The organism is Collinsella aerofaciens, assembly GCF_015555045.1.
GTDB lineage: Bacteria > Actinomycetota > Coriobacteriia > Coriobacteriales > Coriobacteriaceae > Collinsella > Collinsella aerofaciens_W.
Genome location: NZ_JADNJQ010000003.1, coordinates 12,293 through 34,358 on the forward strand (window position 1 = coordinate 12,293; position 22,066 = coordinate 34,358).

Below are 22,066 nucleotides of genomic sequence, written 5' to 3' on the forward strand. Positions count from 1 at the left end.
CCCCGCGCTACAGCCCGCGAATGCGCACGGCCTCGGGCGGAAACTCCTGCTCGCCGGCGTCGGTCTTAATGGTCGCGCGGCCCCAGATGTCCAGGCCCGCAAACACACCGACCGCAAGCGGCAAACCGTTGGGCGACACCGCCGCAACTTGGCGGCCCAGCAGCGGCACCATGTCGAAGTACTCGCCCAGCACGGGAGCCAGCGGACCGGCAGCGCCCTGCGGCGTGTTGGCAACAACCGCCCAGGCGTCCACGCGGGTCAGCACGGCGGCAGCCAACTCCTCGACCAGCGCTTCGTCGGCAACATCCACACCGAGCTCGCTCAGCGCCGAACGCTCAATATCCACCGTCACGGCACCGAACATGCCCGCGGCACCGGCACCGCCGTTGACGGCGGCGCGCGCGAACGACGTCTCGAACGCGGGCGCGCCGCACACGATATTGCTCGGCCACTCAATGCCCACCTTGCCGGCAAGGCCCAGGCCCGGCGTCGACGCCGTGCCCACGAGCGCGTCCATCATGCCCATCGCCGCCACAAACGGCAGGCCGTGGAAGGCATGCATGTTCACGTCCGGGCGCACGACCAGCGAAAACGTCAACGACGTCTCGCCCGCGCTCCAAGCACACCAGCCCACAGACGCACCCTCGCGACCAGCGTCGCGAGCGGAGTCGAGCTCGGTGCCGACGGCTACAGCATTCATCTCGATCATCTACATACGCCCCAATTCGCCCACGATATGGCCCACGCGGTCCTCGGGCTCCTTGACCTCGACGCCGTTGTAGCGGAAGAACCGCGCCGGGTCGTGCATCAGGTCCTCGAGCGGCACCAGCACAAAGTCGCGTTCGCCGATCAGCGGATGCGGCAGGCGCAGCTTTTTGCCGCCATGGATCTCGCCGTCCATCCACAGCAGATCCAGGTCGATGGTGCGTGGGCCGTTGACCTTGGCCTTCTTGGAGCGATCGCGCCCCAGCTCGGCCTCGATCTTCATAAGCTCGTCGAGCAGCACCAGCGGCGCCAGCTCGGTCTTGATCTCGATGACGGCGTTGGCAAACGCGTCCTGGCGCGTCTCGTAGGCTGGCTCGCTCTCATAGATGCGCGAGCAGTTGGACACGCAGGTGAGCGGAATCTCGGCGATCATGTCGCGTGCGGCGCGGATGTTGTCGCAACGATGCCCCAGGTTGGAGCCCACGGCCACAAACGCACGGCGCGGCTGTGGCTTGGCGACAGCCCAGTAACCGTTCAGGAACTGCGCAAAGCCGGTGACGTCGTGCACGCGCACGATGTTGGCACCGGCCTGGATGGCGCCCAGGCACACGCCAAACGTAGCGGCATCGCGCTCGGCGGCCTCGGTCACGCCCGAGACGGCGCCCACAAAGCGCTTGCGCGACACGGCGCACATGAGCGGGTAGCCCAGCGACGCCATCTTGGCAGTCTCGCGCTGGATGACGATGTCCTCGTTAGCCGACTTACCAAAGCCCGGGCCAGGATCGATGCAGATGCGGTCGCGCGACACGCCGGCATGGATGAGCGTGCGGGCCTGGTCGGACAGAAAGCCCATGACGCGGCGCATGATGGGCGCCGAATCGGGCAGGGTAAAGCGGCGGAGCTGCGAGGTGGGCACATAGGCCTCCTCACGGCGGGCACTGCGGCGCATCATGGCGGCCAGGCGGTCATTGGACTCCGATGCGGCCTCGGTGGCTGCGGGCGCGGCCTCGGGCGCGGGCGCGACGGTCTCGGCGGCAGCAGCCTGCTCGGCGGCCGGCGTCTCCTGCTCGCTTGCAGGCTCGGACGTGGGCTCCGGTTCGCCAAACGGCAACGAGGGCTGCACCGCGCCGCCCGGAAGCTTGGCCTCAGCCTTGGGCTCGCCCAGCAACTTGCCGCGACGGCGACGGGCCGGCTTCTCGGCCTCGCGCGCAGCCTCGGCAGCCGCTTCGCGCGCCTTCTCGGCAACAAACGCCGCAGCCGAGGTATCGAGCTGCACCGTCGCGTGCGTGCGGGCGGGTGTGGCGACCTCGCCGGCGTGCATTACGATGACGCCGCAGGTGCTCGTCTTAACGAACTCAACCATCTTGGGATCGGTGAAACCCGTCACGTCGTTGACGATCGAGGCACCGCAGCGCACAGCCGCCTTGGCAACCGCCACATGACGCGTGTCGATGGAGACAATGGCACCCTCTTTGGCGAGCGCGCGCACGACGGGCAGCACGCGGCGAGCCTCCTCGTCGGGGTTGACCGGGGTAAAGCCGGGGCGCGTGGACTCGCCGCCCACGTCGATGATGTCGGCGCCGGCGTCGAGCATCGCCAGGCCGTACTCGATGGCGGCATCGGGGTCGAAGTGCTCCCCGCCATCGCTAAACGAATCGGGCGTCACGTTGAGGACGCCCATGATGCGCGGACGGTCAAAGCTGAGCTCGTACTTTCCGCACCGCCATGTCTTGCTGTCGTTCGCCATGAACATCCTCCTAAAATGCCCACGCCGCCGAGCCTGGGGAGCTGGCGGCGGGGTCGCTTTGCACTCAGTCTTTCTATTGTATCCGCGCGCGCGGGCTAGAACGCAAACGCGGCCGCGATGTCGCAAGAAATCAGCAGGTCGGCATTTGCATCCTGATCGGTGGGAGCAAGGTTGCATATGGCCAGCGTATCGCCGGTAAAGTAACGCGTAAGGCCCGCCGCCGGATACACCACGAGCGAGGTCCCGCCCACAATGAGGGCATCGGCCGCGGCGATGGCGGCAACGGCACCGGTCAGCACATGCTCATCGAGCGGCTCCTCGTAGAGCACCACATCGGGCTTGATGCGCCCGCCGCACGCAGGACACACAGGCACGCCCGCGGCGTCCTCGTGCTCGCGCGAGCAAATCCACTCGGCGCTATAGACCGCGCCGCACGACTGGCAAATGTTGCGATGGACCGATCCGTGCAGCTCGAACACGCGCTGCGAGCCGGCCGCCTGGTGCAGACCGTCGATATTTTGCGTCACCACGGCGTCGAGCTTGCCGGCGCGCTCCAGCTCGGCCAGCTTGGTGTGGCAGCGGTTAGGCTTAGCGTTAAGCGCGATCATCTTGGTGCGGTAAAAGTCGAAGAACTCCGCAGGATGTGCCTCGTAAAAGCTATGCGACAGCATGGTCTCGGGCGGATAGGCAAACTGCTGGTGATACAGGCCGCCCACGCTGCGGAAATCGGGGATGCCACTTGCCGTGGAAACACCAGCGCCGCCAAAGAAGACCACGCGCTTGTGGGTGTCAAACAGATCCGCCAGCGCGGCGGAGGCCTGCCTGGGGTCCGATATTGCCTGCGTCATATGAGTCCTCCGTCCTTGTTAGTCGGGCAGCGTTGAGCGACGTCCCAGCATGCGGCCTTTAAGTCAGCATGCACGGAGCCCACCCCGCCCCTGTTGCGCTAATCTTAAGCCTGCCAACCCCGTCGAAAGGACACCATGCCTCAGACTTACACTTTCGCCTCGTGGAACGTCAACGGCCTGCGCGCCGTGCTCAAAAAGGACCCGAGCTTTATCCAGATCGCGCAAGAACTCGACGTCGATATCCTGGCGCTGCAGGAGACCAAGCTGCAGGAGGGCCAGGTCGATATCGACCTGCCCGGCTATCACCAAACCTGGAGCTACGCCGAGCGCAAAGGCTATTCGGGCACCGCGGTCTTTAGCCGCCAGGAGCCGCTACGCGTGCTGCGCGCCGACGCGCTGCTGCCCTACGCCGGCGAGGGCGAGGCCGCCGAGCTCGTTGCCCAAGCCGCAACCGAGGGCCGCGTCTGTGCGCTCGAGTTCGACAAGTTTTGGTTTGTGGATGTCTACACGCCCAACGCGCAAAACGAACTCGCCCGCATCGACGTGCGCATGGCCTGGGACGATGCCTACCGCGACTTTTTGAGCGCGCTCGAGCGCGAGACCGGCAAACCCGTCGTAACCTGCGGCGACTTTAACGTGGCGCACGAGGAGATCGACCTTAAGAACCCCAAGTCCAACCGCGGCAACGCCGGCTTTTCGGACGAAGAACGCGGCAAGTTTACCGAACTGCTCAACGCCGGGTTTACCGATACCTGGCGCGCGGCAAACCCCGACGTCGAGGGCGTCTACAGCTGGTGGAGCTACCGCTTTAATGCCCGCAAGAACAACGCAGGCTGGCGCATCGACTACTTCCTGGTAAGCGACGCAATCGCCGACAACGTACGCGACACCGGTATCCGTGGCGATATCTTTGGCAGCGACCACTGTCCCGTCACCCTCACCCTAGAGTTCTAGCCCCAACTGACCCCCTGGGGACGGAGGAAAAGGGATCATCTGACCTCGTCCCCCTATAAGTTGCGGTGGAATAGTTCCTGTTTGGGCAGCAAATAGCCAAAAACGAGAACTATTCCACCGCAAGTTCGTAAGGGAACGCAACCAGCCCTACAGTCCGTACTTCACGACGACGCGGTTGATCCGTCGACACCAGGGCCTGTACAGGGCGGCTAAGAACACGCAGGTCGCGAGGCCGTGTGTGATATCGAACGGCACTGCCGTGGCAAGACGCGCCACGGCGCCCGCCCACGTGAGCGGCTGCACAAAACCGATGATGTCGTAGGCGTTGATTACCACGCCGTAGAGCAGGCCCGATGCAAAGCCGTACGCCATCAGCGCCGGCATGCGCACAGCTCCATCCGCACGGTCGAACGCGCCCGCATGCGCCAGCGCGCCGCCAACATAGCCAACCAGACCCCAGGCATACATCTGCCATGGCGTCCACATGCCCTGCCCAAAAAAGAAATTGCTGGTCAGCGCCGCCAGTGCGCCGACCATAAAGCCGTTACGACGACCGAGTGTCGCCCCGGCGATAATGGCGATGGCACTCACGGGTTTAAAGTCGGGAATGGGGCCAAACAAGATGCGCCCCGCCGCGGCCAATGCTGCCAGAACCAGCGTGGGCATAATCTGGCGCAAGCCCGGACGCGAGACCTCGTAGCCCGCAAAGAACAACGCAAGCACAAGCGCTACCACGACAAGCATGGCAAGCGCCGCCTGTTCAATGCCCGCCAGCAACGCCGCGGCCATCACGGCTGGCACCGCCAGCAGCAGCGGGATCTCCAGTTTTGCGAGCAGGCGCGCGATGCGATAATCCGTCATCCCATCACGCCCTATAAAACACATTGTCGGCAAAGAAGTCGGACGGCGGCTCCATGCAGGCAATCTCGCCGTCGAACATCATGGCAATGTCATCGGCAACCTGCTCGGCAAAATCCAGATCGTGCGTGGCCATGATGACGGTACCGCCAGCCTCCGCATGGCCACGCAGGGCGCGGGCGATGATGCGGCGGCTGGCCAGGTCCAAGCCCTTGGTGGGCTCATCGAGCAATAGCAGTTCGGGGCCAATCAGCAGCAGTTTTGCCAATGCAAGCAGTTGACGCTGTCCGCCCGAAAGATCGTACGGGTGGCGCCCATCCAGGCCCGACAGCCCCAGGCTCGCCGCGCGCTCCCGCGCCACAGCCTCGTCATATCCGCAGGTCGAAGCCCATTCCATCAGCTCATCGCGCACCGTCTCGGCAACCAGCAACGCCTTGGGGTTCTGAGGCAGCAGCGCTGCCGATCCCGCCCCGCGCTCCATATGCCCACGCTGCAACTTGACCGTCTTGGCCAGCACCGAAAGCATTGTCGACTTGCCGCAGCCGTTACCGCCCACAACCGCATGCACCGCGCCAGCCGAAAACGCCGCATCGAGTCCACGCAGCACCCAGCCGGACGCTCGATCGTAGCGAAACCAGCTCCCTGCCAGGGTAGTAGCCGACCCAGCGTGCATTTTTGGGAGAATTCGGCATCCACCGGCGCGCGATGGCGCCCCCGAGTCGTCTTGCGGCAGTATTTGCGCCTCAAATTCACCCGATTTGTCCGATTTCAGCCCTTTTTCTGCACCCGGAGCGCCCGCGCGCGGGTCCAAAGAGCCCAGCTGGCCACTGGCGCTGCTGAAAACTCCGTTTTTTGCACGCCACGAGGCACCCCACCCTGGCACCTCGCCAGAAAACAGCTCTTCACGATGCCCCAAGGAGGCGATGTCAGCGACCTCGCATACGCGGCCGCCCTCAATCCGGTACGCGCACGTCGCGTATTCGAGCATCGGCCGCGGTTGATGCGTTGCCACGATAACCGTGCAGCCCAGTTCGCGGTTCACGCGGAACAGCGCATGCAGAAAACTCTTCTCGGCAACGGGATCCAGTTGGGACGTGGGCTCGTCAAGCAGAAGCACGCGCGGACGCAGCGCCAGCACGGCCGCCAGCGACAGCAGCTGCTTGCGTCCGCCCGAAAGCGTATCGGTATCGCGGTGGAGCCAATCCTCCAACCCGAAGAAATAGCTGGTCTCGGCTACGCGGCGGCGCATCTCGTCGCGCGACATGCCTAAGTTTTCCAGGCCAAACGCCATCTCGTGCCACACGGTTTCGCACACGATCTGGTTCTCGGGATCCTGGAACACATAGCCCACGCGCTCCGCCGATGCCCGCACATCCATGTCGGCGACGTTCTCGCCCAGCACGCGCGCATCGCCAGTGCGCTCGCCCGCCGGAGCGATCTCGGGTTTGAGCAGCGACAGCAGCGTCGACTTACCCGATCCGGTACCGCCAACAAGCAGCGCAAACGCACCTTGGGGAACAGACCAGTCGAGCCCCTCGAGCACCGCAGCATCAGCATCGGGGTAGGCAAAGCTCAGGCTCCGCACCTCAATCGCCGGCATATCCGGGCCGCACGCCGCGCCCGACACCGGGCCCCTATCCAACCGAGCCATCAGCCAAACCTCCTCTCATCAATCGCGTGCAATGCGCAAGGCAGCATCATCCAGGCAGCGTACACGACATAGCCCAGCCACGGCGCCGGCACCGAGAGCTGCGGATAAAACGAATACTGCGTCGTCGCGGTCGCCGCCACGGCCACCGCGGCGGCACCAAACAGCGCGAGCCCGACCAGCGCGGCAACGTCGCTGCGCCCCAGTCGATACCGCGCATACGTCGTACGACGCGTCGCGGCGCCCCACCCGCGCGAGCGCATCGCGTCCGCGCGCTCCAGCGAATCTTCCATGCCCCAGCCCATCAACACGCTCGACGCCCGCAGGCGCGATCGCACGGGATCGGTGGGCGCGCGGCCCGGCACATCAATCGCATCCTGCACCGCCAGCACCGTACGACCGCGGCGCAAAAACTGCGGGATAAGCCTCATGCACATCGAGATCATGAGCGCAATCACCGGTGCGGCATTGCCCAGCAGCGCGAGCACCTTGTCGTATTCGAGCATCGACGCCGCGGCCTCAAACCACAGCACGCTCGCCACAAACAACCCGCCCATGCACAGGCCGTATACCATACTCTCCAGATACACCGCACGCATGCCAATACGGAACAGCTCCGTCGAGCCCGAGGCGCTAAACAGCGGATTGAGCACCGCGATAATCAAAATCACCGGCAGCTGCCAGCGAAGCGCCCCCAACGTGCGCGCAGCACCGCGCGTCGCAAGCCCGTACGCCAGCCCGCCCGCAAGCGACAGCGCGATCAGCACCGGCTGCATCGAGAACATGGTGAGCCCCAACGTCAGCACCATGTAGAGCGCCGGCACCGCCGGATGCGACATGGAAAATGCCGCGACGGGTTCGTTGCCCGATTCCTCTCGCATGATATCCACGGGCACCCCCATCCCCTCGCTCAAACCTCAACGCCGCAGCGCCGCCGCCATACAAAACCAGCGCAAACACCACACCAGCGGCCCAAACCTCAGCTGCCGTGCGTCAATCGTTACGCGCTCATCATATGCCTGCGGTATCATATTGCGCCGTGTATCGTTTCCAAACACACGTCTCTATAACGTAACAGGAGATCACATGGACGCAACCGCAATTATCCTCGCCGCCGGCGAGGGCACCCGCATGAAGTCGAACCACTGCAAGGTTTCGCACAAGATCCTGGGCAAGCCCATGGTTCAGTGGATCGTCGACGCCACCATCAAGGCCGGCTGCAGCCGCGTCGTGGTCGTCATCGGCAGCCACGCCGACGAGATGCGCGCCCTTATCGATGGCGCCTACGCCAACAGCGCCACCAAGGTCGAGTGCGTCGAGCAGACCGAGCGCCTGGGCACCGGCCACGCCGTCAAGGTCGCGCTCGAGGCCTGCGGCATCGCGCAAGGTCCCGTCGTCGTGCTCAACGGCGACCTGCCGCTCATCACCGCCGACACCGTCGCCAAGTTCGCGCAGACCGTCGCCACCGGCGAGCTCGCCTGCACCGTCATGACCATGACCCCGCCCGATCCTTTTGGCTACGGCCGCATCAAGCTGGGCGCCGACGGTCAGATCGAGCGCATCATCGAGCAGAAGGACTGCACGCCCGAGCAGGCCGCCACGCTGCTGGAGTGCAATGCCGGCTGCTACGCCTTCGACGGCGCGCAGCTCGCCGCCCACATTAACGAGATCGGCAACGACAACGCGCAGTCCGAGTACTATCTGCCCGACATGCTCGAGATCCTCAAGGGCCACGGCCAGGCAGTCTCCATCTTCCACTGCGACGACTACCGCGACGGCCTGGGCGTCAACAGCCGCATCCAGCTCGCACAGCTCACCGCCATCGCGCGCGACCGCATCAACGAGCACTGGATGGCCGAGGGCGTCACCTTCATCGACCCCACGCAGGCCTGGATCGGCCCCGATGCCGTCATCGGCCGCGACACCGTCGTGTGGCCGCAGACGCACCTGATCGGCCACGTCACCGTGGGCGAGGAGTGCCAGCTCGGCCCCAACAGCCGCCTCACCGACACCACCGTCGGCAGCGGCTGCACCATCGATGAAACCATCGCCGTCGAGGCCGTCATCGAGAACGGCGTCGACTGCGGCCCGCGCGCCTACCTGCGCCCGGGCACCCATATGCTCGACGGCTCCAAGGCCGGCACGCACGTGGAGATCAAGAAGTCCACGATCGGCGAGGGCTCTAAGGTGCCGCACCTGTCCTACATCGGCGACACCACCATGGGCTCCGGCGTCAACGTGGGCGCGGGCTCCATCACCTGCAACTACGACGGCGTGCACAAGCACAAGACCGTCATCGGCAAGGATGCCTTCATCGGCTCCGACACCATGATGGTCGCGCCCGCCCAGATTGGCGACGGCGCGCTCGTGGCCGCCGGCTCCGTCATCACCGAGCCGGTCCCGGCAGACGCACTTGGCCTGGGTCGTGCCCGCCAGATAAATATTGAGGGCTGGGCCGCCGATTATCGCCGCCGTCTGCACGAGGACGACGAGGTATAACGTTTTACCAAGCATCTAAGGAGCTGTTCCCATGGGGGCGGCTCCTTTTTCTATCGTGACCTGCGCAACCGGATGAGTGGTCGGTTCGTGTCCGTTGACGGTAAAGACGTTATCAAGACCCGATTAACCCCGCCGCGCGGTTACAATGCAACAAGGCATCTATATGGCATTCGATATAAAGGAGAAGGGTAATGCCGATTAATGATCCCGAGAAGTCGGAGAATATGCGCAAGTCCATCCGCGTGTATTCCGGTTCCTCCAACCGTCCCCTCGCTCAGAAGATCGCTGAGTACCTTGGGGTCGAGCTTTCGGGCCTTACGCTAAAGCAGTTCGCCAACGGTGAGATTTACGCCCGCTACGACGAGACCGTCCGCGGCGCCGACGTCTTCCTGATTCAGTCCGTGGCCGGCGGCAACGTCAACGACATGCTCATGGAGCTGCTCATCGCCACCGACGCTGCCAAGCGCGCATCCGCCCGCTCCATCACCGCCGTCATCACCCACTACGGCTATGCCCGCCAGGACCGCAAGGCCGGCCCGCGTGAGCCCATCACCGCCCGCCTCGTCGCCAACCTACTCGAGCGCGCCGGCGTCAACCGCATCATTACCCTCGACCTGCACCAGGGTCAGATCCAGGGCTTCTTTGATATCCCGGTTAACCACCTGTCCGCGCTGCCGCTGTTTGGCCAGTACTACAACGACATGCACTTCGACACCGACAACCTGGTTGTCGTCTCCCCCGACGTGGGTCGTGCCAAGGCCGCCAAGAAGCTGTCCGACATGCTCGGCTGCGACCTGGCCATCGCCCACAAGGGCCGTCCGCGCCACAACGCCGCCGAGGTCATGGGCATCATCGGTGACATCAAGGGCAAGACCTGCATCATCAATGACGACATGATCGACACCGCTGGCACCCTGTGCGCCAACGTCAAGGAGCTCAAGGCTATGGGCGCTGGCGATATCTACGTCTGCGCCACCCACGGTATCTTCTCCGGTCCGGCCATCGAGCGTCTGAACGACGCCCCGATCGTCGAGTGCCTCGTCACCGACGCCATTCCCGTCGAGGTCGGCGGCAAGATCAAGACCATCTCGGTCGCCGAGGAGTTCGCTCAGGCCATCTCCGCCGTTTACCACGAGGAGCCCGTCTCCACGCTCGTCGGCGGCGACTTCGCGCTGTAGCCTGCCGCACATCGCATCATCTTTGATGCTTTTAAAGGGTCGGAAACTCGCTTCCGACCCTTTTTCTATCCCTCGCCAACCTTCCCTGGACAATTAGTTCAGATACGTATTTTTTAAAGCTCCAAAGGGCCGTTCGGAGCCTTCTGAGCTCCCCGGCGGATGCCATGCCGCCCAAAGCTCATCTTTTTTGAGTACAACCGCCGCATCTTTACCCTCAAATCGCCCTCGAAGGCCCTTAGAAACGTCTCGAACGCCCGCCGCCTTATACGTATCTGAACTAACTGTCCAGTAGCTATCGTCAACCTTCGCGGCAGCGCTCAATTTTCCGCAATCCCCTCAACCGATTCCACCGATTTCATAACACCCAGCCGTTCATGGCGCGCAGCGCCCCGCTGAGCGAAAAGAACGGCATGGCGGTCGCATTCTGCCGCCAACTTAGTACGTTATAGCTATGACGACCGTGATTTCACATTTCTCCGCCCTCCGCGCAATTCGTCGCGCACGACGGGCGTACTCTGCCCTACCCTGGGACTCCGTTGATAGCGAACAGCAAGCACAGGCCTTGGCTGGCTGCATTCCCAACAATGACGCGATAGACTTTGGCGCACTTTCGATACTCGACGCCTGGAATGAAGATGATTCCGAACTACTCGATCTTCTCGTTTCAAACGAAGACAACAGGCGCCCCGACAAGCGACTTCTTCAGCATATTCTCTCCGCTCCGCTTCCTGAAGGTGCAATTATGCACGTCGAGGCCGACATCTACGCTACGTCTCCTGCCATGACAGCCATGCTTTGTTCCAAGAATGAATCAGTCGCCAAAACCTTGATGCTACTCATGGAACTGCTCGGAACCTACTCCCTTCCCCCCGGGGCAACATACCCCATTGCCTATGACGCCATCTGGCTCAAGGGCGATGACTGCGCAGCGACGGGCGATCTTGATTGCCTGGGCGACCAGTCGGCGACCGAACAACAGAACGAGACCCGCTACGAACAGGCACACTACAAATGCGAGCCCGCCACAACTATCGAAGAGCTCGAGGCGGTCGCACGCTTCGCCAAAAGTAGCTCATACACCTCGTTTCGCACGGCAGTCAATCTCGCCCGACCCGGATCTGCATCCCCAGCCGAATCCCTAATGTTTGCCGTTCTCGGAGCGCCCATGCGCTTTGGCGGATTCGGATGTTGCAGCCTGCCCATGGGAGGCCTGCTACTCAACTATCGAATCGACTTCGACACTCTTGCGGTCAACATGTCCTCCGGCATCCCTTACGCCATCTGCGACCTATATTGCCCGGCCGCCGGAGTCGACAACGAATACAACGGAATTGGGCATGAGCTTCAAAACGCTCGCATCCACGATGGCAATCGAAATAATGGCCTCAAGGCAATGGGCATCCACGTCCTGGTTATCAATCGCGACCAAATGAAAGACCTTGTTGCACTCGAAGCCTTCGCCCAAACGATGCATCGACTCGCGGGAGTCCGATTCCGATACCGTATCAAGGGCTATCGCAAGCGTCAGGCCGCTTGGCTCAACGCTCTGCGGGCCGGAATCGGCCTTGCGCCGGTCTAAACGGCGAATCACCCGCGCGCCGCCGAACAGGACTGGACAGTTAGTTCAGATACGTATAGATGGACACATTGAATTAGGCTGTTTTGCAGCTATCTCTATACCATTCGCCCTATTTGAAGGCAGGGTAGACTTCAAAACAGCGCCATATGGACTAACTAAAGCTCCGAAACAACGTATCGGCATTGAATTGAGCACTTCGAGTCCTCAGAACTTATACGTATCTGAACTAACTGTCCACCTCTGATTTCGACGGCCGTCCAAACGCCCCTAAACGCCCTCAATTACCCTCCATTTGACAGCGGCAACAGGGTCGCTCACCATAGCAGGCGACAAATCAACGAAAGGATGAACATGGCAGCTGCACAGCCGCTTAAGATTCGCATGGTTGCCGGACTTGGCAACCCTGGCGAGGAATATGCCGAGACCCGTCACAACGCTGGTTTCAAAGCAATCGACGAGCTGGCCCGTCAGGCCGGCGTCACGTACTGGAAAAACCAAGCAGGCGCCGAGGTCGCGCTCATCAACATCAACGATCCCGAGGAAGAGGGCGGTAAGCGCCAGATCGTGCTGGTCAAGCCGCAGTCGTACATGAACACCTCGGGCGGGCCCATCTCCAAGCTCTGCCGCGAGTACAAGATCAAGGCCGAGGAGCTGCTCGTGATTCACGACGAGCTCGATATTCCCGCCGGCGACGTGCGTGTTAAGGTGGGCGGCGGCCACGCCGGTCACAACGGCCTGCGCTCCATCATCGACAAGATGGGCAGCCGCGACTTCAGCCGCATCCGCACCGGCATCGGCAACCCTCCCGGCAAGATGGCTGTCGCCGACTACGTGCTTAAGCAGCTGCGCGCCCGCGAGGCCGAGGATTTCCAGGACACCTGTGCCCGCGCCGCCGACGCCGCCGGTCTGGCCATCGTCCACGGCGTAATCTACGCCCGCGATCACGTAAACGGCGCCGCTTCCGCCAACGGCAAGCACTAAAACCTATCATTTAGGGACAGGTTTATTTTGGCAAGTTTTACCTGCGGAAACTCCCCAGTTGCGGCATCGCAATCAACCGCGCGCCGACATACATGCATAGCACCCCAAAGGAGGCCGGCCTCATCACAGCCCGAGGCCGGCCCCCTTTGCCGTTTTACCTGATAAAACCGACCAAAATAAACCTCTCCCCCTTTGGTAGGCCAAAGTGGATAAACCCTGCTCCCAACCGCCGAAGACACACGTAAGTGACATGTCCATGAGGGTATAATTTGCACCGTATGTCTGCACAACGCCTGTGCGCGTACGGTTTTATTCGGGCTACCGTCCATTTCCGTGGAGGCACGGTTCGGCGGCCCTAACAAGAGAGGGGTTCTATGTATAAGATCCTGGAGAAGACGCAGTTCTCGGAGAAGGTGTTCAAGTTCCGCATCGAGGCGCCTGCAATCGCCAAGCATGCGCACGCTGGACAGTTCCTCATGGTTCGCGCCAACGAGACGGGCGAGCGCGTCCCGTTTACCCTGGCCGGCTGGAACGGTGACGAGGGCTGGGTCGAGTTCATCTTCATGGTGATCGGCAAGACCACCGAGATGCTTTCCACCTACGAGGCCGGCGAGTCGCTGCGCGACGTCGTGGGCCCGCTGGGCGTTCCCACCGAGATGGCCGAGGGCCCCTGCGCCGTCATTGGCGGCGGCGTTGGCCTGGCAATTGCCTTCCCGGTCGCCAAGCACCTGGTCGAGACCGGCCACGAGGTGCACGCCATCATGGGCGCCCGCACCAAGGACCTCCTGCTCATGGAGGACCAGTTCCGCGAGCTCCTCGACGAGGACCACATCCACATCACTACCGACGACGGTTCCTACGGCGAGCAGGGCGTTGTAACCGCTCCGCTGGAGCGCCTGCTGCAGGACAAGGCCGTGAGCCAGGTCTTCTGCGTCGGCCCCGTTCCGATGATGAAGTTCTCGACCCTCACCGCCCAGAAGTACGACACCCCCATCACCGCGTCGCTCAACCCCATCATGGTTGACGGCACCGGTATGTGCGGCTGCTGCCGCGTCGAGGTGGGCGGCGTGACCAAGTTCGCTTGCGTCGACGGCCCCGACTTCGATGCCACCCTGGTCGACTGGGATGACCTTCGTGCCCGCCAGGCCGCTTACCGTTCCGAAGAGGGCGAGTCCCTCAAGGCCTATGAGGAAAAGAGCTGCGCATGCCACTAGTTAACGGTCGTTTCGTTGCCGATATGAAGTCGCCCCGCACCCCCGATAACGAGGAGCCGGCTGCCGAGCGCGCCTGCGACTTCCGCCCCGTCGACAAGGGCTTCACCGAGGAGATGGCGCTGGCCGAGGCCGAGCGCTGTCTCAACTGCAAGAAGCCGTTCTGTGTTGAGGGCTGCCCCGTCAACATCAACATCCCCCGCTTTATCGAGCAGATCCGCGAGAAGGACTTCGGCGGCGCCCTCGATACCATCCGTGAGGACTCCATGCTTCCCGCCATCTGCGGTCGCGTCTGCCCGCAGGAGAACCAGTGCGAGGGCAAGTGCATCCGTGGTAAGAAGTCCGAGCCCGTGGCCATCGGCCAGCTCGAGCGCTTCCTGGGTGACCGCCCCGAGCTCGCCTCCACGCCCAAGATGGCCCCCAAGAACGGCAAGAAGGTCGCCGTCGTCGGCTCCGGCCCGTCCGGCATCACCTGCGCCGGCGAGCTCGCCCGTAACGGTTTTGACGTCACCGTCTTTGAGGCGTTCTTCACCGGCGGCGGCGTGCTGGTCTACGGCATCCCCGAGTTCCGTCTGCCCAAGGCGGTCGTCAAGCGCGAGATCGACGGCCTGGAGGACATGGGCGTCAAGTTTGAGTACAACTCCGTCGTGGGCAACATGGCCACGGCCGAGGAGCTGTTCGAGCAGGGCTTCGACGCCATCTACGTGGCGACCGGCGCAGGCCTGCCCAAGTTCCTCAACGTCCCCGGTGAGAACCTGCCCAACGTCTTCTTCGCGAACGAGTACCTCACCCGCGTGAACCTGATGAAGGCCAACAAGTTCCCCGAGTACGACACCCCCACCAAGCACGGCAAGAACGTCGTCGTCTTTGGCGGCGGCAACGTGGCTATGGACGCCGTCCGTACCGCCAAGCGCCTGGGTGCCGAGCACGCCATCATCGCTTACCGCCGTACCGAGGACGAGATGCCCTGCCGTCGCGCCGAGCTGCACCATGCTAAGGCCGAGGGCGTCGAGGTTCTGCCGCTCGTCTCCCCGCTCGAGTTTGTCGCTGGCGAGGACGGCTCCGTGTGCGCCGTCAAGGTACAGAAGATGGAGCTCGGCGAGCCCGACGAGTCCGGCCGTCGTCGCCCGGTGCCCATCGAGGGCGCCATCGAGGAGATTCCTTGCGACGTCGCGATCTCGGCTATCGGTACCAACGCCAACCCCTTCGCAAAGAAGATCGGCGGCAAGATGGAGCTCAACAAGTGGGGCTACATCGTCGCCGACGAGGAGACCGGCCAGACCACCGATCCCCGCATCTGGGCCGGCGGCGACATCGTCACCGGTGCCGCTACGGTCATTCTGGCGATGGGCGCCGGCAAGAAGGCCGCCGCTTCCATCACCAAGAGCCTGCTGGGCGAGTAATCATCCGCAGCGCTAGCTACCAAACGGCAAAGTCCCCGTCGAGCACACGCCCGGCGGGGACTTTTTCTATGCCGATCGCCCTACCACCGCAAAGGTGCCTGTCCCCTTTGTGGTGGTTTCAACTGGTTAGCCTTCGAGTTGGGCCACCTTGTAGCGGTAGGCTGCGGCGATGACGTCCTTGCAGCCTTCGCGGCCCAGCTTGGCGCGGTTGACGACGATGGCTTTACCGCTCGTCATCTTCCACTTGCCGGCGCTATAGCGCTTATAGAACGCCTCGCGCGCCTTCTGCTGCTGTTTGACCAGCTTGGCGCCCTTCTTTTTGTTAAGGCCACGCTTCTTGCGCACAATCTCGACGCGGTCCTCAAAGGGTGCGGTCACCAACACGGCAATGTGGTTGGGGTTGTTGCGCAGCAGGTAATCGGACAGACGGCCTTCGATAATGCAGCTCTCGGTCTCGCCCAGATCCAAAATCACCTGGCTCATCTTTTGGAACAACTTATCCGAGTACGAACGCGCATCGTAGCGGTCGGGCAGAAACGCCATGTTCTCCACGGCCAGACGCTCATCATAGGCGGCCATCTTATCGAGCGACTCGCCCGCGCGCAGCGACGCACGTACCAGCAGCTCGTTATCGTACAGCGGAATCCCCAACTCGTCGGCAAGCATGCGGCCAATCTCGTGGCCCTCGGCGCCAAAGTCGCGCGCGATGGTAATGACCACAGGATTCTTCTTATTCTCCAGATCGCTCATCGCGATTCCTTTCTCTATGTGACAAAGGGGCTGTCCCTTTGCCACATTCTACGCTGCCACCATTCGCCTCTGATATGCGCGGACCAGCAGCGAGATACCAAAGTTGAGTACAAAGTACATCGCAAACACCAGGCCGTAGAGCATAAGCACCTGCGACAGATCGATCGCGTGGGCCATCACGACGTTGGCCGTGTACATGAGCTCGGCCACGTTAATGCCCGAAAGATACGAGCTGTCCTTGATGACAGTCGTGCACTGGCTAAACAGCGCCGGAATGATCGTCTTAAACGTCTGCGGCAGAATGATGTAGCGCATGGTGGCAAAGAAGCCAAAGCCCTGGCTCTGCGCCGCCTCAAACTGGCCGCGCGGAATCGAGTTGAGGCCGCCGCGCACAATCTCGGCCATAACAGCGCTGGTAAACAGTGTAAAGGCGATGGTCGAAATCACAATGTCCAAACCCTGCACCGTAAAGTAGATAAACAGGATCCACAGCAGGTTCGGCGTGCAACGGAACAGCTCGATATAGGCGCTCACCAAAATACGGAACGGGCGGGGCGCATAGCTCTTAACGAGCGCCAGCACCGTGCCAAAGATGAGCGAGAAAAAGATCGACAGCGCCGAGATCTCGATCGTCTTAACAAAGCCGCCCCAAATGTAGAGCAGGTTGGTCGCGTTGAAGATTTCCATGCGCTAGGCCTCCTCTACGTTGTCGAGCCCCAGCTCGGCCAGGCTCACGCCGCGCGGACGCTCCTTGGAGCGGCGCTCGAGCCACTGCACCAGCATGGCGAGCGGAAAGCAGATGATGAAGTACATAAGGCAGCAGACGATGTATCCCTGCAGGTAACCGTACAGACTCACAAAGTTGTCGGAACGGTACATAAGGTCGCCGCCGGCCACAAGCGCCAGCACCGACGTATTCTTGACCAGGTTGAGCGCCTGGTTACACAGCGGCGGCAGAATGATCTTGAACGTCTGGGGCAACACGATGTACCAGTATGCCTGCGCACGGGTGAAGCCCTGGCTCTGGGCCGCCTCCATCTGACCGCGCGGAACCGCCTCGATACCAGTGCGGATGACCTCCGAGATGTAGGCCGCGTGATACAGACCCACACCCAAGAAGCCCAGCACGAACGGCGCGATGCGCACCGGCTGGTCGGCACCGGTTATGGCCTGCAAAAACTGCGGACCGGCCATGTACATAAAGAGCACCTGTACGGGCAACGGGGTGTTCTGGTAAAATTCCACGTACACACGGCTTATGGCGCGCAGCACGCGCGAGCGAGTGGTAGAGAACACGCCCAGCAGCGTGCCCAGCACCAGCGACAGCAGCAGACCGGCAACGACCACCTGCAGCGTCACGCCAAAGCCCTCCCAGAAGGGCCCCATGTTTTGAAATGTCGTCGACCAACGGTCGGCGTCAAATAATCCTTCGAGCATTTGATTCCTTCCTTGGACGATGCGCCTATACAAGACCCCAGGTCTTGACCTCTTGGTCGAGCCAGCCATCGGCCAGGCGATCGCAAATCACCTGATCGACCACGGCCGAAAGGTCGCAGCCCTTCTTGGTCGCCACGCCGTAGCCCTGCTCGCCAAACTTGACCTCGGGCTGCAGCAGCTCAACGGTCTCGTTCATGTAACCGGCCAGCGTGGAGCGGTCCATGGCAAAAACGTCGATATTGCCGGCATCGAGCGAACTCTTGATGATGGGGTAGCCGCTAAAGGCCCTAAACTCGGGCTCGCAGCTAAAGCCGTTGTCCTTGATCATCTGCTCGATCAGGCCCTGCGTGGTAGCACCCTGGCTCACGCCAATGACCTTGCCGTCCAGGTCCTCAATCGAGGTAAAGCCCGAACGCTTCTTGACCATGAGTCCCACGTAGTCGGTACGGTACGGCGTCGAGAAATCCCAGCTCTTCTTGCGCTCGTCGGTGATGGTGTAGGTCGCCGCGACCACATCGAGCTGGCCGTTATCGATCAGCGGGCTGCGCGTCTTGGGCGTTACGTCGGTAAACTCGACAAGCTCCTGGGCACGGGCATCCTTGTAGCTCACGCCAAAGACGGCAGCGGCGATCTGGTAGCACAAATCGACTTCCATGCCCTCAAAGCGGCCCTTGGCGGTGTCGTAATAGCCGTAACCGGGAACGTCCTTCTTAACGCCGGCATTCAGATGGCCACGCGACTTAATGGCCGCAAGCTTAGACCCCTTGTCGGAGCCCTCGCCGCTGGTGGAGTTGCCGCAACCGGCAAGCGCGGTCCCCGTCAGCGCAAGCATACCGGCGCCCGCCAGCTGCAAAAAGTGACGGCGCGACACGGCCGCCCTCGTCATATCCGTCATGTCCATCACCGCGCCTAGTGCAGAATCTTGGACAGGAACTCGCGGCAACGCGGGTTCTCGGGGTTATCGAAGAAGTGCTCGGGCGTGCCCTCCTCCAGGATGCGGCCGTCCTCCATAAAGATGACACGGTCGGCCACCTGGCGCGCAAAGCCCATCTCGTGCGTCACGCAGATCATGGTGATGTCCTCCTGCGCGAGCTCAATCATAACGTCCAGGACTTCCTGGACCATCTCGGGGTCGAGCGCCGAGGTCGGCTCGTCAAACAGGATGATGGGCTGCTTGGTGCACAGGGCACGGGCGATGGCGATGCGCTGCTGCTGACCACCCGAGAGATTCTGCGGATACTCGCCGGCCTTATGTGCCATGCCGACGCGCTTGAGCGCAGCGATGGCGATCTCGGTCGCCTCCTCCTTGCTCTTCTTTTGCAGTTTGATGGGCGCGAGCGTCAGGTTGCCCAGCACCGTCATGTTGGGATACAGGTTGAACTGCTGAAACACCATGGAACTATACTTGCGAGCCATCTCCAGGTGATTCTTTTTGGTGAGCGGCGTACCGTCGATGACAACCTCGCCCGACGTGGGCTCCTCCAGATAATCGACGCAACGGATGAGCGTCGATTTACCCGAGCCGGAAGGCCCGATCATTACGAGCTTCTCGCCACGTTTGACGGTGAGGTTGATATCTTTGAGCACATGCAGGTCGCCAAAGTACTTGTTGAGATGCTTGATCTCGATCATGTCTGCCATGAATGTCCCTTCCCTGCGTTTACATGAGTTGAACTATTGTACGGAAAGAACCACGTTTCCGCAGCCCACACTACATTCCCGTAAAGAACCCGCAACCTTCCACCCACTCATTGGGGACAGACTTAAATGAGTACCTGCTCATTGGGCACTCATTTAAGCCTGTCCCCAATGAGTGCCCAGCCCAGCAAAAAGGGGCGCGACCATGACGGCCACGCCCCCTCAGCCTCAACTGTGTGCCACTCGGCCCCTACGCGAGGCGGGCTCCGACGATCTTTGCTGCGGCCGGCTTATCGAAGTTGCCGCCGGTGGCCTTGCCCAGGGCACCCATGACCTGGCCCATCTGCTTCTTGGACGTGGCGCCCAGCTCGGCGATAACCTGCTCGATCAGGGCCTCGAGCTCCTCGCCCGAAACCTGCGCGGGCAGCAGGCTCTCCAGGATCTTGACCTGCTCGGTCAGGTTGTCGGTACGCTCCTGGTCGGTGCCGGCCTTGATGGACATCTCCAGCGTCTCGCTCGTCTGCTTGATCAGGCGCTTGATCATGCTGTTGACGTCTTCCTCGGTCACATCGCGGCGCTCGTTAACCTCGATATTCTTCACCTCGGCCTTGACCTGGCGAATGATGGACAGGCGAACCTTGTCCTTGGCCTTCATGGCCGCGATCATTTCTTTCTGCAGCTCTTCGTTGGTCATCTGCAAATCCTCTCTAATAGCGTGGGCGGCACTCGTGCGAGCACCGCCCCATGATTACTCAGTCGTCGACGAATCGTCGGTCGAGCTCTTGGTGACGCCCTTCAGACTCACGTTATAGGGTACGTCCTTGGGCATGGGATTAACGGTGATGTCGGCATCCTTCTTGTACTGCTCTAGCCACTCGCTGTACGCGGTGCTGGCCGCCTGCGTCTTCACCACGTTGGAGACATACTTCTTGATGGCCTTGGGCACCTGGTTGATATCATCAACCTGATTATCGACATGGAAGTAGTCGGTGCACTTGATGACATGGTAACCGTACGTCGACTCGACCACGTCGCTCACGTCGCCCTTGTTGAGCCCCTCGAGCGCCGTCTGGTAGCTGTCGACGAAGGTGGTAAGCTTATCCCAGCCCACATCGCCCTTCTTCTCCTTGGAACCGGTGTCCTCGGAGTACTGCTCAACGGCGTCCTCAAAGCTCAGCTCACCGGAGTTGATCTTGTCCAGGCACTCCTGCGCCTTGGCCTTGGCGGCAGCCTTGTCCTCGTCGGAAGCGTCGGAATCAACCTTGATCAGGATGTTCGACGAGCGGCGGGCGTCGTTGTAGCTGGACAGGTTTTCGTTGATGTAATCGACAATCTCGCTGTCCTTGGGCTTGCTGGTGGGCGCCACGGCGTCCTTGAGCTTTTGCTGTGCCAGACTCTCCTTGAGCGAGTCCTTGTAGGTGTCCTCGGTATAGCCGTAGGTCTTGAGGGTCTTCTTAAAGGCCTTGGCACCGCCCGCGCTCTTGCACGCGCCCTTCCAAGCCTTCTCGACCTCCTCGTCCGACACCGTCACGCCGTTCTCCTTCTGTGCCTGTTGAAGCAGAATCTGCTGCGTGTAGGAGTCGATGAGTTGCTTGCGGTACTTCTTGGGCGTGAGGTCGTTGTCAACCAGATACTGCGCCCAATCCTCATCCTTGGTGTAGCCGTAGGACGTGCGCATGCTCATGATCTGCTTGGTCACGGTGTCCTCGGTAAGGTTGGTGCCGTTGATAGTGGCAGCAACACCGCCGGTCAGCTTGTAGCCCGAGGTGTCCTCAGCCTGCGACATAAGGCCGGAGCACGCCATCGCCGAGACGGAAAGCAGCATCGCCAGCACGCCGATGACCACCAGAACGATCTTGACGGTCTTAGACACGTACGTCTTGCGCTGCTTCTTGCGAGAGCTGGAGGCAGCGCGGGCCTGCTGCTCGGGCGTCGGCGCGGCCTCGGAGTTCTTTTTCTTATTTGCCATAGTTGGCCTTTCGCATAACGAATCGAACAAACGCCATTGTGTCACAACGCAGCCCCCGCGGCACGCTTGGTGCATTGGGGACAGATTAATCTGCACCATTTTGGTGCAAAGGGGACAGCTCTGGCAGCCGGCAGTTAGGGACAGTCCCCAAGTGCCGACTCAGCCCCACCTTAGAAGTGGCGGCGGATGGCGTCGACCATGCCCTGGGGCGTGGTCTGGCCGAGCACGTCGGCTGCGGCATCGGCGCCCATAAAGATGTTCATGAGTGCCTGCAGGGCCTCGACCTGGCCGCCCGGCTCGGCGATGCCAAGATTGATGACGATCTGCGCCGGCACCGGAGCGCCCATGCCAGCCATAGCGTTAAATGTCACGGGCGCGGCGGGCTTCACCACCGCGATATAGGGCTTGGCCACAAACCCCGGATCGGTATGCGGAATGGCAATGTTTGCCGCCGGCATAGCGAGACCCGTGGGATAGGCATCCTCGCGCGTGCGGACGGCATCGAGCCAACCGGATGCAATGTAGCCATGTGGTGCAAGCTCGCCCTCAAGCCGCGCGAACACCTCATCCGGCGTCGCACACTCCCAATCAAAAAACACCAACTCAGGCGTAAACAGCGCTTCGTTATCCGCCATGCGCTCACCTCTCTCACCTAGTCATC

The 22,066-nt window shown here is 61.9% G+C and carries 21 protein-coding genes; 7 read left to right on the forward strand and 14 right to left on the reverse strand.

The window, feature by feature from the left end:
- Positions 1-7: 7 nt before the first annotated feature.
- The 3 genes from I2E45_RS01860 to I2E45_RS01870 form a co-directional block, all read right to left on the reverse strand.
- Positions 8-709 (reverse strand): hypothetical protein, encoded by a 702-nt coding sequence (locus I2E45_RS01860; RefSeq protein WP_195444007.1) that lies wholly within the window; start codon positions 707-709, stop codon positions 8-10.
- Positions 710-2,452 carry a dihydropteroate synthase gene (gene folP, locus I2E45_RS01865; protein WP_195444008.1) on the reverse strand — a complete coding sequence of 581 codons (1,743 nt, stop codon included), beginning with the start codon at positions 2,450-2,452 and terminating at the stop codon, positions 710-712.
- Between the two features lie 95 nt (positions 2,453-2,547).
- Positions 2,548-3,300, reverse strand: coding sequence for an NAD-dependent protein deacylase (locus tag I2E45_RS01870; RefSeq protein ID WP_195444009.1), 753 nt, complete (start codon positions 3,298-3,300; stop codon positions 2,548-2,550).
- Between the two features lie 135 nt (positions 3,301-3,435).
- Here I2E45_RS01870 and I2E45_RS01875 point away from each other — a divergent pair, with 135 nt between their 5' ends.
- Positions 3,436-4,254, forward strand: coding sequence for an exodeoxyribonuclease III (locus I2E45_RS01875; RefSeq protein WP_195444010.1), 819 nt, complete (start codon positions 3,436-3,438; stop codon positions 4,252-4,254).
- 147 nt (positions 4,255-4,401) lie between these two features.
- On the opposite strand, the gene I2E45_RS01880 is transcribed toward I2E45_RS01875, so the two are convergent.
- The 3 genes from I2E45_RS01880 to I2E45_RS01890 are packed head-to-tail and all read right to left on the reverse strand — an operon-like array spanning position 4,402 to position 7,641.
- The gene (locus I2E45_RS01880) at positions 4,402-5,115 is read right to left on the reverse strand and encodes a DUF6580 family putative transport protein (RefSeq protein ID WP_195444011.1); all 714 of its coding nucleotides are present in this window, start codon (positions 5,113-5,115) and stop codon (positions 4,402-4,404) included.
- 4 nt (positions 5,116-5,119) lie between these two features.
- Positions 5,120-6,763, reverse strand: a complete 1,644-nt coding sequence (locus I2E45_RS01885; protein WP_195444013.1) for an ABC transporter ATP-binding protein — start codon at positions 6,761-6,763, stop codon at positions 5,120-5,122.
- On the reverse strand, positions 6,763-7,641 hold the full coding sequence (locus I2E45_RS01890) for an energy-coupling factor transporter transmembrane component T (protein ID WP_195444076.1): 879 nt from the start codon (positions 7,639-7,641) through the stop codon (positions 6,763-6,765). Before I2E45_RS01890 ends, I2E45_RS01885 begins: the two co-directional genes overlap by 1 nt.
- Positions 7,642-7,846: 205 nt before the next feature.
- Here I2E45_RS01890 and glmU point away from each other — a divergent pair, with 205 nt between their 5' ends.
- The 6 genes from glmU (at position 7,847) to gltA (ending at position 15,611) form a co-directional block, all read left to right on the forward strand.
- Positions 7,847-9,259, forward strand: coding sequence for a bifunctional UDP-N-acetylglucosamine diphosphorylase/glucosamine-1-phosphate N-acetyltransferase GlmU (gene glmU, locus I2E45_RS01895; protein ID WP_195444015.1), 1,413 nt, complete (start codon positions 7,847-7,849; stop codon positions 9,257-9,259).
- A gap of 191 nt (positions 9,260-9,450) precedes the next feature.
- A complete protein-coding gene (locus I2E45_RS01900) occupies positions 9,451-10,437 on the forward strand; it encodes a ribose-phosphate diphosphokinase (RefSeq protein ID WP_022094252.1) in 987 nt (328 codons plus the stop codon).
- Between the two features lie 451 nt (positions 10,438-10,888).
- Positions 10,889-12,016 (forward strand): PDDEXK family nuclease, encoded by a 1,128-nt coding sequence (locus I2E45_RS01905; protein WP_195444017.1) that lies wholly within the window; start codon positions 10,889-10,891, stop codon positions 12,014-12,016.
- A 351-nt stretch (positions 12,017-12,367) separates the two neighbouring features.
- The gene (gene pth, locus I2E45_RS01910; protein WP_195246394.1) at positions 12,368-12,997 is read left to right on the forward strand and encodes an aminoacyl-tRNA hydrolase; all 630 of its coding nucleotides are present in this window, start codon (positions 12,368-12,370) and stop codon (positions 12,995-12,997) included.
- 374 nt (positions 12,998-13,371) lie between these two features.
- The gene (locus I2E45_RS01915; RefSeq protein WP_006235793.1) at positions 13,372-14,211 is read left to right on the forward strand and encodes a sulfide/dihydroorotate dehydrogenase-like FAD/NAD-binding protein; all 840 of its coding nucleotides are present in this window, start codon (positions 13,372-13,374) and stop codon (positions 14,209-14,211) included.
- The gene (gene gltA / locus I2E45_RS01920) at positions 14,202-15,611 is read left to right on the forward strand and encodes an NADPH-dependent glutamate synthase (protein ID WP_006235794.1); all 1,410 of its coding nucleotides are present in this window, start codon (positions 14,202-14,204) and stop codon (positions 15,609-15,611) included. The genes I2E45_RS01915 and gltA overlap by 10 nt, the downstream gene beginning before the upstream one ends.
- 126 nt (positions 15,612-15,737) lie before the next feature.
- On the opposite strand, the gene I2E45_RS01925 is transcribed toward gltA, so the two are convergent.
- The 8 genes from I2E45_RS01925 to I2E45_RS01960 form a co-directional block, all read right to left on the reverse strand.
- The gene (locus I2E45_RS01925; protein WP_195444019.1) at positions 15,738-16,361 is read right to left on the reverse strand and encodes a cytidylate kinase-like family protein; all 624 of its coding nucleotides are present in this window, start codon (positions 16,359-16,361) and stop codon (positions 15,738-15,740) included.
- Between the two features lie 48 nt (positions 16,362-16,409).
- Positions 16,410-17,048 (reverse strand): amino acid ABC transporter permease, encoded by a 639-nt coding sequence (locus tag I2E45_RS01930; RefSeq protein WP_006235796.1) that lies wholly within the window; start codon positions 17,046-17,048, stop codon positions 16,410-16,412.
- Between the two features lie 3 nt (positions 17,049-17,051).
- The gene (locus tag I2E45_RS01935; RefSeq protein ID WP_035136546.1) at positions 17,052-17,798 is read right to left on the reverse strand and encodes an amino acid ABC transporter permease; all 747 of its coding nucleotides are present in this window, start codon (positions 17,796-17,798) and stop codon (positions 17,052-17,054) included.
- 25 nt (positions 17,799-17,823) lie between these two features.
- Positions 17,824-18,699 carry a transporter substrate-binding domain-containing protein gene (locus I2E45_RS01940; protein WP_195444021.1) on the reverse strand — a complete coding sequence of 292 codons (876 nt, stop codon included), beginning with the start codon at positions 18,697-18,699 and terminating at the stop codon, positions 17,824-17,826.
- Between the two features lie 8 nt (positions 18,700-18,707).
- Entirely contained in the window at positions 18,708-19,439 is a 732-nt protein-coding gene (locus I2E45_RS01945; protein WP_022094215.1) for an amino acid ABC transporter ATP-binding protein, read from the reverse strand.
- Positions 19,440-19,686: 247 nt separating this feature from the next.
- A complete protein-coding gene (locus tag I2E45_RS01950) occupies positions 19,687-20,130 on the reverse strand; it encodes a GatB/YqeY domain-containing protein (protein ID WP_055310319.1) in 444 nt (147 codons plus the stop codon).
- A 54-nt stretch (positions 20,131-20,184) separates the two neighbouring features.
- Positions 20,185-21,405, reverse strand: coding sequence for a peptidylprolyl isomerase (locus I2E45_RS01955; protein WP_195444023.1), 1,221 nt, complete (start codon positions 21,403-21,405; stop codon positions 20,185-20,187).
- Positions 21,406-21,575: 170 nt separating this feature from the next.
- Positions 21,576-22,040: a PTS sugar transporter subunit IIA gene (locus I2E45_RS01960; RefSeq protein ID WP_195444024.1), complete on the reverse strand. Its 465-nt coding sequence runs from the start codon at positions 22,038-22,040 to the stop codon at positions 21,576-21,578.
- Positions 22,041-22,066 lie beyond the last annotated feature (26 nt).